This window comes from Sorangium sp. So ce381 (genome assembly GCF_051473845.1).
Lineage (GTDB): Bacteria > Myxococcota_A > Polyangia > Polyangiales > Polyangiaceae > Sorangium > Sorangium atrum.
On the sequence record NZ_CP150336.1, the window covers coordinates 4,360,402 to 4,376,997 of the forward strand.

Here is a 16,596-nt window from a genome sequence, read left to right on the forward strand (position 1 = left end):
CCGCGGCATTTCCATCGCCGCCCGCGCCTGCGGCCATGACAGCCGGGCGGCGTGAAGAAGCGGCGGCATGCCGGCCGTAAATCCGGCTACCCTGCGAGCGTGGACGACCCCAGCGCGCGGGAGATCGAGGCGGCTGTACAGGAGGCCCTGGGCCTGTTTGGAACATCAGGCTCGGTGAGCGTGCAGGGGCGCCAGATCGCGCTGCGTGGGCGCGGTGCGCCCGTGGCCATCGATCTGGAGCAGCTGGTCGAGCAGTGGCCGCTTCTGCCGCAAGAGCTGCGCACGCGTAAGGCGTCCGACATCGCGCGGCGGCTCGCTCAGGCGCACCGCGCGGTGAGCTCGCTCGCGCCGCCAGCGCCGGCCGCCCGGGTCCGGCCAGCGCGGCACCTCGTGATCCCCGTCGGCGTGATCGCGCTCGTGGTGGTCAGCGCGCTCTTCGCGTCGCGCATGTTCCGATCGCGGGAGGCGCCGGCCGCCTCGCCCACGGAGCCGGAGACGACCGCCGGCGAGGATGCGGCGCGGAACGCGCGCACCTGCGAGGCCGCGCGCAAGCGGATCTACGCCGGCGCTTCCATGGGGCCCTTCGAGCTCGCGGGCTGGGTCGCCGAGCTCTGGCTGGCGATGCCGCGCGGCGCCGCCGCAGCGGAGGTCGCCGCCGGCGCCGGGGAACCTCCAGCCCTGACCGCCGAGTCCGTGGGGCTGGGCGCGCTCATCGCGCAAGGCAAGCTGACGGCGGGCGCCGACGCCGATCTCGCCGCGATCACCGACGGGGTCGTGGAGATCGTCCCCGGGTTCGACGCGGAAGAGGCGAAGCGCTCGCCGTCGTGGCGCGCGATCGCCGCGCGCTTCTCCGGCGGATACGCGCGGGCATACTTCGATCCCGCGCAGCGGGCGCGCTTCGTCGCGCTCGGCGATCGCATGGCCGACGCGTCCGCCGCGGCGCTGGGCGCCCTGTACGCGCGCTGCGCGCACCTGCCCTACCACGACGCAGGCGCCTGGTTCCGCGGCTCGGATCCGGCCGCGGCGGCGACGGCGCTCGTCTATGCGTCCGGCCTCTTCGCCGAGATGTCGGCGGTCGATCGGGGGGCGCTCGCCGCGCTGCCAGGGGTGGGGCCGATCGACGCCTTGCGCGGCGCCGGCGCCTCGCTCGATGTGGCGAGCCTTGGCAAGCTGGTGGGGGCGCACGGCGGGGGCATCACGAAGGGCGGGACGGGCGCGGTCGTCATCACGTTCCCCGTCGGGGGGCCGACCCGGGCGACGACCGCGAGCCGCACCGTCGCGCGCAAGCTGCAGGTCGGCGTGGGCCAGGAGTGAACGCTCACTCGCCCGCGGCGAAGTGAACGATCGAGAAGACCGGCGCCGTGCCGCCGGCGCGCTCCGCGAGGAGCGCCCGACCGCCGAGGAAATCGAGCTCGACGACGAAGGCGAAGCCGGCGACCTCGCCGCCCTGCTTGCGCGCGAGCTCCGCAGCGGCCGAAGCCGTGCCGCCGGTCGCGAGCAGGTCGTCCACGATGAGGACCCTGGCCCCCGGCCTGATCGAGCCCTTGTGCATCTCGAGCTCTGCCGTGCCGTACTCGAGCGCGTACGCCACGCGATCGGTCGCGGCCGGGAGCTTGCCGGGCTTGCGCACGGGCACGAAGCCGGCGTTGAGCCGGGCCGACAGCGCGCCGCCGAAGATGAAGCCCCGCGACTCGACGCCGACCACGACGTCGACGTGCTCGCCGACGAAGCGCTGGGCCAGGAGATCCAGCGTGATGTGGAGCGCCCGCGGATCCGCGAGGAGCGGCGTGATGTCCTTGAAGAGGATCCCGGGCTTCGGAAAATCCGGGACGTTCCGGAGGTGCGCCTTGAGGTAACGGAGCGCGTGCTCGGAGGGCAGGGCGTCGTGGTTGAACATGACGCCGAGCGTAGGCGAGCGGATTCGAGCCGGAAAGCGCTCCACGCGTCGCGACGCGAGCTACGTCAGGCGACGTGGCCGTCGTTGAGCTCCGCGGCGAGGAGGCCCGCGATGCCCTCGTGCTGCGCGGCGAAGAGGTCGAGCGTCAGCGGCGTGACGCTGACGGCCCCTTCGTCGTAGGCCTCGGTGTCCGAGCCGGGGACGAGGTCGTGGCGCACGCCCGCGCCGCCGATCCAGAGGTACTCGTGCCCGCGCGGATCCCGGCGAAAGATCACCTCTTCTGTGTACAAGCGCGCGCCGATGCGCGTGGCTCGCACGGGCCAGCTGCTGCCCGCAGGGATGTTGACATTGAGCAGCGGCGCTGGCCGGCGCCCCTCCTGCCCGGCGGCGCGGTGGAGGGCGAGGGCGAGCTTGACGCCGAGCGCCGCGGCGGCCGGGAGCGACGCGCCTGCATCGGCGGAGAGCGCGATCGACGGGACTCCGCGGAGCGCTCCTTCGCGCGCGGCGGCCACGGTGCCCGAGTAGAAGATGTCGGCGCCCAGGTTGAGCCCGTGGTTCATGCCCGACACGACAAGATCGGGGCGCCGCGGCAGCACGCGCGCGCCGGCGTGAAGGGCGACGTAGATGCAGTCGGCGGGCGTCCCGTCGACCGCGAACACGCCGGGCGCGGCCTCCAGGAGCCGGAGGACGCGGTGCAGGCTCAGGGAGTGGCTCGTCGCGCTCTGGTTGACCGCGGGGGCGCACACCACCACGTCGGCGTGCCGGGCGAGCTCGTCCCGCACCGCGATCAGGCCCGGGGCCGAGTAGCCGTCATCGTTGGAGAGGAGGATCAGGGGGCGCATGCGTTCGCTCGATGGGTCTCTGGATCAGCGACCGAGCAAGCGCCTCGCGAGCGCGGCGACGAGCTCGACGAGGGCGCTGACGCGGCCGAACCATGCGGCTCCACCTCGCGCCCGCGCCATCGCGAAGGCGACGGTCCGGAGCGCGGGCGTATAAGGGTACCACCACAGCTCGCTCTTCGCCCTGCTGCGGTCCTCGAGCAAGAAGCGCGGCCGCGTCAGCTCCGCGAGCGCGTGTGGGCTGCTCGTGACGCCGTAGCCGCTGTCTCCCGCCCCCGTCCACGGCGCAGCCGGGAGCGCGCCCGTGAAGCCGTGGTTGTTGATCGTCACCACGCCGGAGCGCAGCCGTCGCGCGAGCGCGTGGGCCCGCTCGTAGCCGCGGGTCCAGAGGCTGGTCGTGAGCGCGAAGCGGGACGCGTTGGTGCGCGCGATCGCCTCCTCGGCGTCCTTCACCACGATGACGGGAAGAACGGGGCCGAAGGTCTCCTCCCGGAGCAGCGGCGTGTCCTCGCGCTCCACCTTGAGGACCGTCGGCGGGAAGGCGAGCGAGCCCTCTTCCGGCGCGCCGCCTGCGAGGATCTCCGCCCCGCCCTCGACGGCCGCCTCCAGCTGATGCCGCACGAGCTGCGCCTGCCGCGCCGTCGTCATCACGCCGACGTCGACGCCGGCCCGGAGCTGCCCCGTGAGCTCGACGACGCGCCCGATGAAGCGGTCCGCGATCGCCTGCTCCACGTAGACGCGCTCGATGGAGGCGCAGTTCTGTCCGGCGTTCGTGAAGGCGCCCCAGAGGACGCCGCGCGCGGCGCGCTCCAGATCGCAGTCGCCGAGCACGATGGCGCTGTCCTTCCCGCCGAGCTCCAGCGACGTCGGGACGAGGCGCTCGGCGCACGCGACGGCGATCTTCTTGCCGGTGGCGACGCTGCCGGTGAAGACGACGAGATCGACGCCGGCCCCGACGAGCGCGGCGCCGAGGTCGCTGCCGCCCTGCGCGACGGCGAGGACGCCGTCCGGGAGCAGCCCGTCGAACAGCGAGGCGACGAGCGCGCCGGAGCGCGGCGTGACCTCGCTCGGCTTGAAGACCACGGCGTTGCCCGCGAGCAGCGCCGGCACGATCGTGCGCAGCGGGATCGCGACAGGGTAGTTCCAGGGCGTGATGAGCGCGACGACGCCGCGAGGATCCCTCTGGATGCGCCCGACCTTGCCGGGGTAGGCGAGCGGATCGAGCGCGACGGGGGAGTCGTCGAGGAGCTCCTCGATGGATCGGGTCCAGTAGTCGATGAGATCCGCGTTCGGGAGCACTTCAGCGAGCGCGGCCTCCTCGATCGGCTTGCCGCACTCGCGGTGCACGAGCGTCGCGATCTCCTCGGCCCGCGCGAGCAGGCGCTTCTTGACGCGCGCGACGAGCTCGGCGCGCTCCCTGATCGGGACCTCGGCCCAGGCGACCTGCGCCGCCCGCGCTCTGGCGACGATCGTCGCGAGGGCGCCGAGCTCTGTCTCCGCCACGTCGTCGAGCGGCGCTCCCCCTGCCGGGCTGCGCAGAGGGAAGGGACCGGAGCTCGCCACCCTGACGGACGCTGACGACGATGCGTCGCCAGCGGCGGCGCCGGCGTCGTGGGGAAGGGTAGTCGTCTCGGAATTCATGAGGCGCGGAGCCTAGCACCGCGCTCCTGCCCCTCTGCATGGGGCATGTGGTGACCCCGAGGGAGCAGGCCCCGACCGGACGGGCCGGGGGCGCGGGTTTCTACGGAGCGGGATCAGGCGTCGGTGCAGTCTCCTCAGCGGGAGCGGGCGCAGCGCCCTCACCGTCCGGGGTGGCGGTGCCGGCGGCGCTGCCTTTCCGTTTCGTGGGCCGGTCGGGCGCCGGGCTCGCCGCGGAGGGCGTGATCGACACGACCGTCTGCTTGCGGCAACCGACGATGACCGCCTGACCGGCGGAGAGCCATGCGGGGGTCGACGTCTTCTCCGTCGTCAGCTTACCGAGCCGCACGTAACGCGTCCCGCAGGGCACATCGAGCGTCTCTCCGGTGCTTCCGGCGAGCGAGCCGTTCACATACACCGACGCTCGCTCTGGCGAGTTGACCGTCAGGTGGCCCCGGTTTGACGGCAGATCCTCGGCTTTGCCTGCGGCCGGCGCAGCGCTCGCCTCGGGCGCGGCGCTCGCTTCGGGGGCAGCGCTCGCCTCGGGCGCAGCGCTCGCCGCCGGCGTCGCGGTCTCGACCGCGGACGGTGCAGCGGGCGCCGTCTCGGTGGGCGCAGCGGTCGGAGTCGGCGCGGTGGTCGGCGGCTGCGCCGTTGCGCTCTGGGTCGCTCCGGGAGACGTGGTGTCGGGGGCGACGTTGGGGAGGGGAGCGGGCTCGGAGCCGAATACGCCGAGCTTGTACGCGACCGCTGCGCCGCCCACGAGGAGCGCCACGGCTGCGATCACGAGGCCCGCGCGAGAGCGCGGGCGCGGCGGCGGGCGCACCGTGATGCCGGCGTCCGCGGTCGGCCGCGTCGTGACGTGGTCGGAAGGCTTCACGTCCTTGTCGGCCGGGAGGGGCGGATCCTTGGTGATGACCTTCGGGAGAAGGTCGCGGTCGGCCGCCTTCGGCCTGGACCTGCGATCCGCTTCGTCGCTGGCGTCTCTGGACAGCGTTCCGGGCGACGCAGCGCCGGTCTCTTCCGCGACCGAGCGCGCGATGGCCTGGGCTTCGGACCGCGCGGAGCGGACCGCCGTTTCCTCGTCTTCGAGGCCCTCGGGGCGGGAACGAATGACGGTGGGCTCGTCCTCGAGCATGCCGCGGATCACGGTCGGCTCGTCGTCGACCATCTCGCGGCTGAACTCTCGCTCGCTGGCAGGCTCCCCCATCGCGCGCCGGGTGGCGACGGCGATCTGATCGGGCGCCTTCGGGGTGACCGGCTCCCCAGAGGACGACGGCGCGCGGGCGGTGACCGCCTCGAGCGTCGGAGCGTCGTCCGCGGCGGGTGACGCGGTCGTGGCGTGCGCCTCCGCGCGGTCGGGCAGGGATCTGCGCTCCGCGCGCGCCTCGGCATCCGGCGTCGGCCTTCGCTCGGCCGGGAGCTTCAGCCCTGCAGCGGGCCTCTGGCCGGGTTCCGGCTCGTCGGGGAGGAGCCCTGCGAATGAGAGCTCGCTGTCGCTCTCCGCCACCTTGGGCCGTGCACCGACGTCCTCGTGAGGGAAGAACGGCTTCGTCTCTGCGCGCGGGCTGGAGCCCCGGGCCGGGGGCACCGCTGCAGCGGGCGCGTCCTTGGCCTGGGCACCTGACCTGGCAGCAGGCGCCGTGACCCTGGCCGCGGTTCTGGCTGCCTCTCTCGGCTTCAGCTCGGCGGCCTCCGCGGGCGGGCGGTAGGTCTCCTGAGCGCCGGCCGGGGGACCCGCGTCAGCTCGCGGGAGATCGAGCGATGCGGCGGGCCTCGCGACCGGCTTCCCGGGTGAGCTGGGAGGCGGCGCAGGGTTGCGCGCCGGCGTCGCCGCGGCCGGCTTGACGGCCGCCGTCTTGACCCCGCTCGCCGCGGGCGTGGCCGCTGCGGGCGCCTTCACCGGCGGCTGTTGCGGCGTCTTCGCCGGAGATTGCTGCGGCGCCTTCGCGGCCGCTGCGGGCTGCTTCGCGGCGCTGGCCGCCGCGGTCTGCGGCGCCTGCGCGGCGATCTGGCGCGCATCGGCCGCCGGGCTGAAGGCGTCGATGCCACCGACGTCGTCGAGGACGGGCTCGAGGGAGCGCGGCGCAGACGGTCCGCTCGCGGCGACCGCGCTGGCCGCCGCCGTCCGTGCTTCGTTCGCCAGCGACGTTTCCGTCGAGCTGAACCTGGGGTCGGGCGAGGCCGCGCCCGCCGTGTCGTTGGCGATGGCGCCGGGCGCCTCGCCGCGATGCGGGACGAGCTCGGCGGAGGCCGCGAGCTGCGCCCGAGTACGAGGCGCAGCGGCGTTCCGCTGCACCCGGTGGAGGAGCCCTTCGAGGGTGGCGACTTTTTCGGCGACGTTCACGCCGCGCCAGCATATCGCGGCTCGGCGCTCGTTACATCATTCGCGGTGATGCGGCGCGATCAGGCGGGCTCACCAGCCGAAAATCCCGCCGGAAGAGGGTCAGAGGGTCTCGAGGTAGGCGACCAGATCGTCGAGCTGGGCGTCCGAGAGGTGGGACGTCTTGCCGTGCCGGTCGCCGCCGCCGCAGGCGGGGTTGGTGAACCGGTCCTTCAGCGTCGGCGCGCACCCGTCGTGCATGAACGGCGCGCGCGCGCCGATGCGGACCAGCGACGGCACCTGGAAGGGCTTTCCCGTGCCGACGTCGAACGACTCGTTGCTCGTGAGCTGAGCGCCCGCGTGGCAGCTCGCGCAGTCGACGGCCTTGTCGTGGAAGAGCGCGTCGCCGCGCGCGACGGCCTCCGCGTCGGGCGCCGACGACACCGGCGGAGCGGGGAGGCTGTCGATCCACCGCGCGAAGATCTTCACCCGGCGCGGTCCCTGGTGCATGCCGCCCATGCGCCGCTCGAAGACCTCGTCCATGATGGCTTCGATACCGGACATATCGCCGTCCCAGTGGAACGGCGCGGTGTTGAGGATCCCGCCGCTGACGAACTGGGTGCGCCGCGGGCCGATGGGGTTGAATACCCAGGTATGGCTGTCCTCGCCTCCCTCCGGATGGCACGACGCGCAGGCCATCGGGCCGGACGCGTTCCGGTGGAACATCTCGTGGCCGGTATCCTTCCGGCTCTCCCCGGGGAGCGTGATGACCTTGGTGACGCGGTTGCCGGTGGCGTCGATCCCCCCGAGGATCTGGAGGCCCGCCGGTTCACGGGTCTGGACCACCACGGAGCTGCCAGCGAACGCGACGGCCGTGGGTTCGCCTTCCACGGGCACGCGCTGCTCCGCCTCGACGCAGGTCCCTTCGGGGGCACCCTTCGCCACGTTCAAGTTCGCGCTGCTGGTCACGAGGATCTCGCTCCTGCCGGCCGCGACGACCGCATACGAGAGACCGTCATCGGACACCGCGACATCGACCGGCAGGGTGGCGGAGGGGAGGGCAGCGGCCAGGTTCGGCTGGCCGTCGGAGTCGGGCGTCCCGACCTCCGAGACCGTGCTGTGGACGACGCTCCCATCGCATCCGCCGGAGCTGTAGCCCCCCTCCACGATCTCGACCGGGGCGATCAAGGCACGCTGGTGGACCATCGCGACACCGCCTGTCGGCAGCTTGATCGTCCGCCAGGCGACGGTCGGCGCGAACTCCTGCCCGAACAGGTTGAACTTCGGGAGCTTCTTTTGCTCCATGACGGCGCCGTCCGCACCGATGGTGAGCAGCTCGGCAGACCGGAACTTGCTGACCAGGAGGCGATCCCCGTCCACGACCACGTCGCGCAGGTCGCGATCGAGCTTCAGGCGGCGTGTCGCCGCTCCGGGACCGGCCGGGAGCGTGACGAGCTCGCCGCCGACGCAGGCGACATGGAGCTCGTCGGTCTGCGCATCGTAGGCGATCCCCCGCGGGGCCGGGCACACGTCGCGCCTGTCGACGATCGTCCCGCTGTCCGCGTCGACGCTCACGACCGCGCCGCCGCGGCGGAGCGCGACGTGGAAGCGACCCGCGTCGTCCTCGACGACCCTGCCCGGCTCGTCGCCCTTCTGCAGCGCGATCTCCGCGGTCAGCTTCTGCGCCTGGAGATCGACGATCCACACCCGGTCGCGATCCGGATCCGCGGCCACCGCCCGGAGGGCGCTCTTGCTCACGGCGAGCGTTCCGCCGCTGATGGCGGGCGGCGGCTCCGCCGCGACCGCGACGCTCCCGGGATCACCGATGTCGGGGGTGTCGTCCTCACCGAGCTCCCACGGAGCGCAGGCGGCAAAGGATGATCCGATCACAAGGATGGCGAGGAACGGGGAGAAGCTGCGGCGCGACGCAAGCAGTCTATGCATGAGGGCCTCCGGTCCGCCGCCAAGCAAGATGGCGGCCACTTCATTCGATGTTCTTCCATCCGATCGCGCGCGGCAATACGTGTTGCCGCGGAGAGAGCGACGTATTCCTGCCGTCCATAACGCGCGTGAACGGGGTTGGATGGCGCGTCTGGCGAGGGTCCCGTGCTGCGCATCGGCGATGACGTCCCTGCTGTCGTGGCCCATTGCGGCACGGCATGACGAGCGCGCCAGACCATCGTATCCGGTGCGACCCAGGACGTTGCCCGGCGCGGTCACGGCATCACGCGGGCCCGGGGGCGCAAGCACGCCGTGCGCCGAGAGCGCGGGCTGCCCGGTCACCTTCGCCAGACGGCGAGGCGAGCGATCGCCGAGACGCGATGCGTGGGATCGCCTGTGACTTGACGGGTGCTCTCGCCGCCCATAAGTGACCCACCGGTCATGAAAAGCACCGCACCCTCGTCTCGACGCAGCATCTCGCTGGCTTCGACGCTCGCCGGGCTGCTCGCCCTCGGGCTCATCGCCTCACCGGCCGCGGGGCAGCCGGCCGCTCCCCGACCGGCGGCACCGCAGCCGGTCACCCCGCCGCCCGCTCCGGCGCCTCCTCCCGCGGGCCAACCGCAGCCTGCCGTCGCTGCGGCCCAGCCGGCGGCGCCGAAGGCCGATCCGCTCGCCACGGCCCTCGCGCCGCAGCCGGGAGGGCTGACGCCGGACGATGTCGCGAAGGCTGCGCTGCAGACGCGCGCGTCGCTCCGCGCCAAGCAGGCCGATCTCCGCGCGGCGTCGGCGAAGGTCGACCAGGCGATGGTCAATTTCTTTCCCCGGCTGACTGCGACGGCGACCTACACGCGCCTCTCTGAGGTCGAGAGCGCGGGGCTCGGAGGCGGTGGCATCGTCGGCGCGAGCAGCGAGGGGCTGATCAAGGTCGGTCCATGTCCGCCCGACGTGCAAGGCCAGTGCGTCGTCGACAGCGCCGGGCGGCCGGTGGGGGCCGCCTCCCTGTCCTTTCCGGCGCCTCTCAACAGCATCTCGCTCACGGCGAATCTCGCCGTCCCCATCTCGGACTACGTGTTCCGCATCTCGCAGGGATACGCCGCCGCGTCCCACGCGGAGAGCGCGAAGAAGCTCGAGCTCCAGGCGGAGACGCTGCAGGCCGCGGCCGACGCGAAGGTCACCTTCTTCAACTGGGTCCGCGTGAAGGGGCAGGTCGTCGTGGCAGGTGAGGCGGTGTCTCAGGCGAGGGCGCACGTCGAGGACGCGCGCCGCACCTTCGAGGTGGGCCTGCTCTCGCGCGCCGACGTGCTCCGGCTCGAGGCCCAGGTGGCCGGCGCGGAGCAGGTGCTCAACGAGGCTCAAGCCGCGCTCCTGGTCGCGGATGACCAGATCCGGATCGCGCTCGGCGCCGGGCAGGAAAGGCCGCTCACGCTGGGGATCGACGTGATGGGCAGCGCGCCTGCGAAGCCGCCCGCCGAGGCGCTCCCGGCGCTGGTGCAGGAGGCGCTTCAGAGGCGCCTCGAGATCCGCGCGCTCGACGAGACGCAGTACTCGCTCGAGAAGGCCGAGGCGGTCGCGAGGGCCGGCTACTTCCCGCGCGTGGACGGGTTCGCCGATCTCACCTACGCAAACCCCAACCAGCGCATCTTCCCGACGCAGGACAAGTTCGCCATGACATGGTCCGCCGGCGTCCGCGCCACGTGGGTCGTCAACGACATCTTCACCACCGCGGGCGCCTCCGCCGAGGCGAACGCCCGCACCACGCAGATCGCGGAGCAGAAGGCCGCGCTGCGCGACGCCCTCCGCCTCGAGGTGGCCTCGGCGTATGCGGAGCTGAGCAAGGCTTCGAGCAGCATCGAGTCTGCGGAGCGCCAGCTCGCGGCGGCCGCGGAGTCGATGCGCGTCAGGTCCGAGTTGTTCCGGGCAGGACGGGCCACGAGCGTCGACGTGGTCGACGCCGAGGGCGAGGTGACGCGCGCGCGGCTCCAGCAGCTCAACGCGCGCGTCGGCGCGCTCGTCGCCAAGACCCGGCTGGACCACGTCGTCGGGCGCGACGCGAAGGACCTGAAATGACCCGGCCGCGCGCGTCTTCTTCGCTTGCACGGCTCTCCTGGCCGGAGTAGGGAAGGCGTGCGCCGCTGCAGCGCGGGTTCCTGCGGCGCGTTTGTCGATACCGCGGCAACCACCCGCATCATCCCTCACCGGCCGAGGTAGCGCGTCCACGGTGCGCGCCCGGTCCGCCCGTCATGACGGAGCTTGCGCTCATCCTCAGCGGCGGCCTGCTCGGGCTCGCCTTTGCGGCTTACCTCGCTCGCTGGGTCGTCGCACGCCCCGCGGTCGAGCCCGAGATGCAGCGCGTCGCCGCGATCATCCAGGGGGTCGCGGAGGCGTACTTTCGCCGCCAGAGCAGCGTGATCGGCGCGGTCTCGGCGATGCTCGGCGGCGCCATCTTCCTCGCTTACGGCCTCCTCCGGCGCGCCGGGGAGAACAACCCGGTGCCAGCGCTGGAGCTCGGTGTCTGGCTGACGCTCTCGTTCGCGGTCGGGGCCGCCAGCGCGGTCGCGACCGGCCGCGTCGCCGCCTGGATCGCGCCCCGCACCAGCGTGCGCGCCGCGAGCGGCGCCCGCCGCTCGCTCGATCTCGCGCTGCAGATCGCCCTCCGCGGCGGCGCCGTGTCGGGGCTCTTCGTCGCGAGCATGAGCCTGCTCGGCCTCGGCGGCCTGTTCGCCGCGGTCCTCGCGTTCCGTGGCGGCTTCGGCGCCGAGCCGGCCGAGGCGCTCGCGCTCGCCCCGACCATCCCCTGGGTCATCGCCGGTTACCCGCTCGGCGCCTCCTTCGCCGCCCTGATGGCGCAGCTCGGCGGCGGCACCTTCTCCAAGGCGGCCGACCTCGGCGCGGACCTCGCCGGCGCGGAGGTCGGGCTCGACGAGGACGACCTCCAGAACCCGGCCACGATCGTCGATCTGGCAGGCGATACGGTCGGCGACTGCGCCGGGCGCGCGGCCGGCGTCTTCGCCTCGACCGTCGCCGAGAACGCGGGCGCCATGGTGGTCGGCGCGATGCTCTTCCGCAACAACGCCGGGCTCCCGAGCGCCCTCGCCGTCGTGCTCTTCCCGCTCGTCAGCCGCGCGTTCGGCCTCATCGCGACGCTCTTCGGCGTCATGGTCGTCAAGACCGACGACCGGGAGGACGCCTTCAACGCCCTCGTGCGGGGTCTCTACGTCACGGCCACCCTCCACGCCGTCGGCATCGCCGGGGCCGCCAAGTGGCTGCTCGACGCCCACTGGGTCGTCTTCTTCGCGTGCGGCGTGATCGGCATCGTCGCCGGCATCGGCGTGCTGCACGTCACGCAGTACTACACCGAGCAGCGGCACCGCCCGGTGCGCGAGCTCGCCGAGGCGGCGCGCAGCGGCTCCGCGATGGCGGTGCTGCGCGGGCTCGCCATCGGCCTCGAGAGCTCGGTGCTCCCGCTCCTGGTCGTCGTCGGCGCCACCTTCGGCTCCTACCTGCTCGGCGCCCGCTCCGGGCTCGCCGGGGGTGGCCTGTTCGGCACCGCGGTCGCGACGATGGGGATGCTGGGCACCTCGGGCTACGTCCTCGCCATGGATGCGTTCGGCCCCATCGTGGACAACGCGGGCGGCATCGTCGCCGTGACCGTCGCCCGCGAGCGGCCGGACGTGCGTGGCCGCACCCTCGTGCTCGATGCCGTCGGGAACACGACCAAGGCGCTCACGAAGGCGTACACGGCCGGGGTGGCCGCGCTCGCCTCGCTGCTGCTCGTCGCGGGCTACCTCGATGAGTCCCGGCGCCGCGCGCTGGCGTCGAGCGCGCCGATCCGCGGCGAGACGACCGCGATGGTCCTGCGCCTCGACCGGCCCGAGGTCTATCTCGGCGCCCTGGTCGGGATCCTCCTTGTCTTCTGGCTGGCCGGCCGCTGCATTCGCAACGTCCTCCAGGCTGGTCGACGTGTCCTCGATGAAGTGAGGCGCCAGGCCCGCGCCCGCCCGCCGGGTTTCGTCGGCGACCACGAGCCCTGCGTCGAGATGGTCTCTCGAGCAGCGCTGCGCCACATGATCGCGCCGGCCCTCGTCTCCGTGGCGGTGCCCGTCGTCGTGGGACTTGCCTTGCGCTTTGCAAGGACGGAAGATAATCCTCTGGTCGCGGCCGATTCAGTCGCGGCCCTGATCATGGCCGGGACGGTCGCAGGCGTCCTCGGGTCGCTCTTCTTGGGGAATACCGGGGCGATCTGGGACAATGCGAGGCAGTACATCGCGACCGGCGCGCACGGTGGGCGCTACCTTGTCGACGAGACGGGGGCGCGGGCGGACAACCCCACCTATGGTGCCGCCGTCGTTGGCGACACGATCGGCGATCCGCTCAAGGACGTGGCCGGTCCCGCGATCCACGTGCTCATCAAGATGCTCCCCGCCGTGACCATCGTGTTCTTGCCGTTCTTCATCTGATGACGGTTCTTCACCCAGCGGGATTTGCCAAGAGATCCCGTTCACCCGACCCATCCCGGCGAATAGCCGCCGCACCCGTATCCCGAGCCCACGACGTGCCGCCTCCGATCTCCGACGCACTCTCTACCCTCAGCGATCGTGGCCTGCGAAGGCTGCTTGGCGCCCGCACCTTCCTCCGCGGGCTGGAGTACTTCCGCCGCCGCGTCGTCGAGGACATCTCCATCAACGAGACGATGGCGAGCGGCACCGTCCGCGCCGCCGACTCCGAGCCGTATCCGGTCAAGGTCGAGCTCTCGCCCGATGGCATCCAGTCGCAGTGTTCCTGTCCTGCGTTCCAGAAGGCTGGGCAGCACTGCAAGCACGTCGCGGCGCTGCTGATCAGCATCCGCGACCAGGCGCGCGGCGCGCAGCCGCGGCGCGAGCCGCCGATCCCGGCGCTCGTCCCGCAGACCGCCCACGCCGGCGGCGACGCCCTGAAGCGCGTGCGCCGGCGCGACCGCCGCGGCCGCCTGGCGATCACGCCGGCGGCGCCCGTCCCGACCGTCGTCGGCACCCACGGGCCGCCGGGCTCACCCGTCGCCCTCGCCGCGCCGGTCCTGGACGCGACGGCCAAGCAGACCGGGATCGGCGCCTGGCTTCCGCCCGAGGGCGTCACCGGGGCACGGCGCGTGGAGTTCCGCCTCCACGTGCGGCAGGGGGCGCTGACCGTCACCGTCCTCGACGCCGAGGCGCGTGTCCCGGTGCTGCCCTCCGCGGCGCTCGCCTGGCAGGCGCTCTATCCGACGCCGGATCGCGACGCGCTCCGGCTGCTCGCCCGGTTCGAGAGCGGCAACCCGCGCCACCCGGCCGTCGACATCCGCGGCGAGGACGTGGCCGAGCTGCTCCCGCTGCTCGAGGGCCAGCGCGTGCTGCTCGAGCCGGCGCTGATGCAGCTCCGCTTCGGCGACGACAGCCTGCGGCCGCGCTTCGATCTCGAGACCGTCGGCGGCGACACCATCATCGTGAAGACGAGCTTCGAGCGGGGGAACGACAAGCGCCGCTTCTCGCTGCTCCAGGGCGGGTGGTTCGAGGGCTGGCCGGGCTGGCACATCGACACGCAGGAGGGGCTCGCGCGCCGCATCGACAAGCGCGTCTCCCCCGCGGCGATGCGCCGGCTGCTCCGCTCGCCGACCATCGGTGAGCCGATGAGCGAGCTGGCCCGCATCATCATGCAGGGGTTGCCCAAGATCGCGCTCGAGGTCGGCGCGGAGCTGCCCGACCTGAACCAGATCGCCGAGGTCGTCGACCTCGTGCCCACGTTCCGCATGCGCGCGGGCGGCTCGCTCATCGAGGCGCGCGTCACGCTGACCGCCGCCTACGGCGACGCCGAGGTCGCCGTGCGTGCCGACGGCATGTCGCCCCCGGTGCTCGTGCAGCCGCCCGAGGAGGGGATGAAGCGCGCCCGCTGCATCCGCGTGGACATCGCCGCGCAGCAGGAGGCGGCGAGCAAGCTGCTCGCCCTCGGGCTCAAGCCGGACGAGACCGGCCAGGGCTTCATCGCGAACGGCGACCAGGCGCTCACCTTCTGGACCGAGGGGCTCGCCGAGCTCCCCGACGACTGGGACCTCTTCGTCCCCGAGGATCTCGTCGACACGCAGGTGCGCGGCAGGCCGATCGGCGTGTTCGCCAAGGTCACCTCGGGGATGGACTGGCTGAACGTCAAGCTCAGCTTCGAGAGCGAGGGCGTCGGCGTCGATCGCGACGAGCTGCGCCGCTGCCTCGCCGAGGGCAAGCGCTACGTCCGCCTCGAGGACGGGTCGTTCGCCGCGTTCGATCCCGACGCCGTGCGCGCGATGCTCGATCGCGAGGTCGAGCTGATGATGGCGGCCGGCAAGAGCGGCCGGCTGCCGCTCGCGCAGGCCGGGCGGGTGCACGAGCTGCTCCAGCACGCGAGCGGATCGAGCGTGACCGCGTCCGCGCGCGAGCTGTTCCAGAAGCTCAGCAACATCGACGAGATCGGCAGCACCAAGCGGCCCAGGAACCTGAAGGCGACGCTCCGCCCCTACCAGGAGGCGGGCCTCTCGTGGCTCAAGTTCATCCATGACATCGGCTCGGGCGGCGTGCTCGCCGACGACATGGGCCTCGGCAAGACGGTCCAGACGCTCGCCCTCCTGCTCGCCGTCAAGCAGGAGGAGAAGCACATGCGCGCGCTGATCGTCGCCCCGACGAGCGTCGTCACGAACTGGGAGCGCGAGCTCGCCCGGTTCGCGCCCTCGCTGTCGGTCGCCCTCTGGCACGGCGCCGATCGCAAGGACCAGATCGACGAGGTGAAGGCCGCGGAGGTGGTGATCACCAGCTACGCGCTCCTCCGTCGCGACGAGGATTTCCTCGCGCAGCTCGACCTGAGCTACGCCATCCTCGACGAGGCGCAGCACATCAAGAACCCGATGAGCGCCACCGCCGCGGCGGCCAAGCGGCTCCGCGCGAAGCGCCGGCTCGCGCTGACGGGCACGCCCATCGAGAACCGGCTCTCGGAGATCTGGTCCATCTTCGACTACGTCTCGCCGGGCTTGCTCGGCTCGCTCGACAAGTTCGAGGCTCGCTTCTCGCGCCCGATCGAGGCGGGCGACTACAAGACCGCGCAGCGCCTGCGCGCCGCCATCCACCCGTTCATCCTGCGCCGCACGAAGCAGGAGGTCGCCAAGGATCTTCCCGAGAAGATCGAGATGGATCAGATCTGCGATCTCACGGGCGAGCAGCGGGCGCTCTACCTGCAGGTCGCGCGCGAGGTGCGGGCGCAGGTCCTCGGCGAGGTCGAGCGCGTCGGCCTCGCGAAGAGCCAGCTGCAGATCCTCGCCGGCCTCACCCGCCTGCGGCAGGCGGCCTGCGACCCGCGGCTGCTCGGCTTGCCGCGGGAGTTCGGCGACGACGACTCGGGCAAGCTCGTCGCGGTCCGGGAGCTCATCGCGAACGCCGTCGAGGGCGGGCACAAGGTCCTCGTCTTCAGCCAGTTCGTGATGATGCTGAGGCTCATCGAGAAGGCGATGAAGGAGGATGGAGTCGCCTACGAGTACCTCGACGGCTCCACGAAGGACCGGGCGGAGCGCGTCGAGCGCTTCCAGAGCGATCCGAGCGTGCCGGTCTTCCTCATCAGCCTCAAGGCGGGCGGCACCGGCCTGAACCTCACCGCGGCCGACACGGTCATCCACTTCGATCCATGGTGGAACCCGGCGGTCGAGCAGCAGGCAACGGACCGCGCCCACCGCATCGGTCAGACGAAGGTGGTGACGGCCTATCGGCTCATCGCCGAGGGCACGATCGAGGAGAAGATCCTGCTGCTCAAGGACAAGAAGCGCCAGCTCGTCGCGTCCGTCCTCAGCGAGGACGCCGGCGGCGCGAAGAAGCTCACCAAGGCCGACCTGGAAGAGCTGTTCGCGGTGGACTGAACGAACGACGGCGCGCAGGGGGAGCGCGCCGGTCGCGGAGCACCGGCCGATCCATGGGGGCGCGCAGGGGAGCGCG

9 protein-coding genes are annotated in these 16,596 nt (G+C 72.5%); 4 read left to right on the plus strand and 5 right to left on the minus strand.

Going from position 1 to position 16,596, the window contains the following annotated elements; translation table 11 throughout:
* Positions 1 to 99: 99 nt before the first annotated feature.
* Complete coding sequence (locus tag WMF29_RS16510) at positions 100 to 1,314, plus strand: hypothetical protein (protein WP_437329744.1); 1,215 nt, start codon at positions 100 to 102, stop codon at positions 1,312 to 1,314.
* Positions 1,315 to 1,318: 4 nt separating this feature from the next.
* Here the strand turns inward: WMF29_RS16510 and WMF29_RS16515 are convergent, their stop codons facing one another.
* The 5 genes from WMF29_RS16515 to WMF29_RS16535 form a co-directional block, all read right to left on the minus strand.
* On the minus strand, positions 1,319 to 1,921 hold the full coding sequence (locus tag WMF29_RS16515) for an adenine phosphoribosyltransferase (RefSeq protein WP_437331127.1): 603 nt from the start codon (positions 1,919 to 1,921) through the stop codon (positions 1,319 to 1,321).
* A gap of 41 nt (positions 1,922 to 1,962) precedes the next feature.
* Complete coding sequence (gene surE / locus WMF29_RS16520; protein ID WP_437329745.1) at positions 1,963 to 2,739, minus strand: 5'/3'-nucleotidase SurE; 777 nt, start codon at positions 2,737 to 2,739, stop codon at positions 1,963 to 1,965.
* 24 nt (positions 2,740 to 2,763) lie between these two features.
* Complete coding sequence (locus WMF29_RS16525; protein WP_437329746.1) at positions 2,764 to 4,377, minus strand: aldehyde dehydrogenase family protein; 1,614 nt, start codon at positions 4,375 to 4,377, stop codon at positions 2,764 to 2,766.
* 100 nt (positions 4,378 to 4,477) lie between these two features.
* Positions 4,478 to 6,721: a hypothetical protein gene (locus tag WMF29_RS16530; RefSeq protein WP_437329747.1), complete on the minus strand. Its 2,244-nt coding sequence runs from the start codon at positions 6,719 to 6,721 to the stop codon at positions 4,478 to 4,480.
* Positions 6,722 to 6,820: 99 nt separating this feature from the next.
* Positions 6,821 to 8,641 (minus strand): c-type cytochrome, encoded by a 1,821-nt coding sequence (locus WMF29_RS16535; protein ID WP_437329748.1) that lies wholly within the window; start codon positions 8,639 to 8,641, stop codon positions 6,821 to 6,823.
* Positions 8,642 to 9,079: 438 nt separating this feature from the next.
* On the opposite strand from WMF29_RS16535, the gene WMF29_RS16540 reads away from it, so the two are divergent.
* The 3 genes from WMF29_RS16540 (at position 9,080) to WMF29_RS16550 (ending at position 16,520) form a co-directional block, all read left to right on the plus strand.
* The gene (locus tag WMF29_RS16540; protein ID WP_437329749.1) at positions 9,080 to 10,705 is read left to right on the plus strand and encodes a TolC family protein; all 1,626 of its coding nucleotides are present in this window, start codon (positions 9,080 to 9,082) and stop codon (positions 10,703 to 10,705) included.
* A gap of 173 nt (positions 10,706 to 10,878) precedes the next feature.
* Positions 10,879 to 13,095, plus strand: a complete 2,217-nt coding sequence (locus WMF29_RS16545) for a sodium-translocating pyrophosphatase (protein ID WP_437329750.1) — start codon at positions 10,879 to 10,881, stop codon at positions 13,093 to 13,095.
* Between the two features lie 95 nt (positions 13,096 to 13,190).
* Positions 13,191 to 16,520, plus strand: a complete 3,330-nt coding sequence (locus tag WMF29_RS16550) for an SNF2-related protein (protein WP_437329751.1) — start codon at positions 13,191 to 13,193, stop codon at positions 16,518 to 16,520.
* Positions 16,521 to 16,596 lie beyond the last annotated feature (76 nt).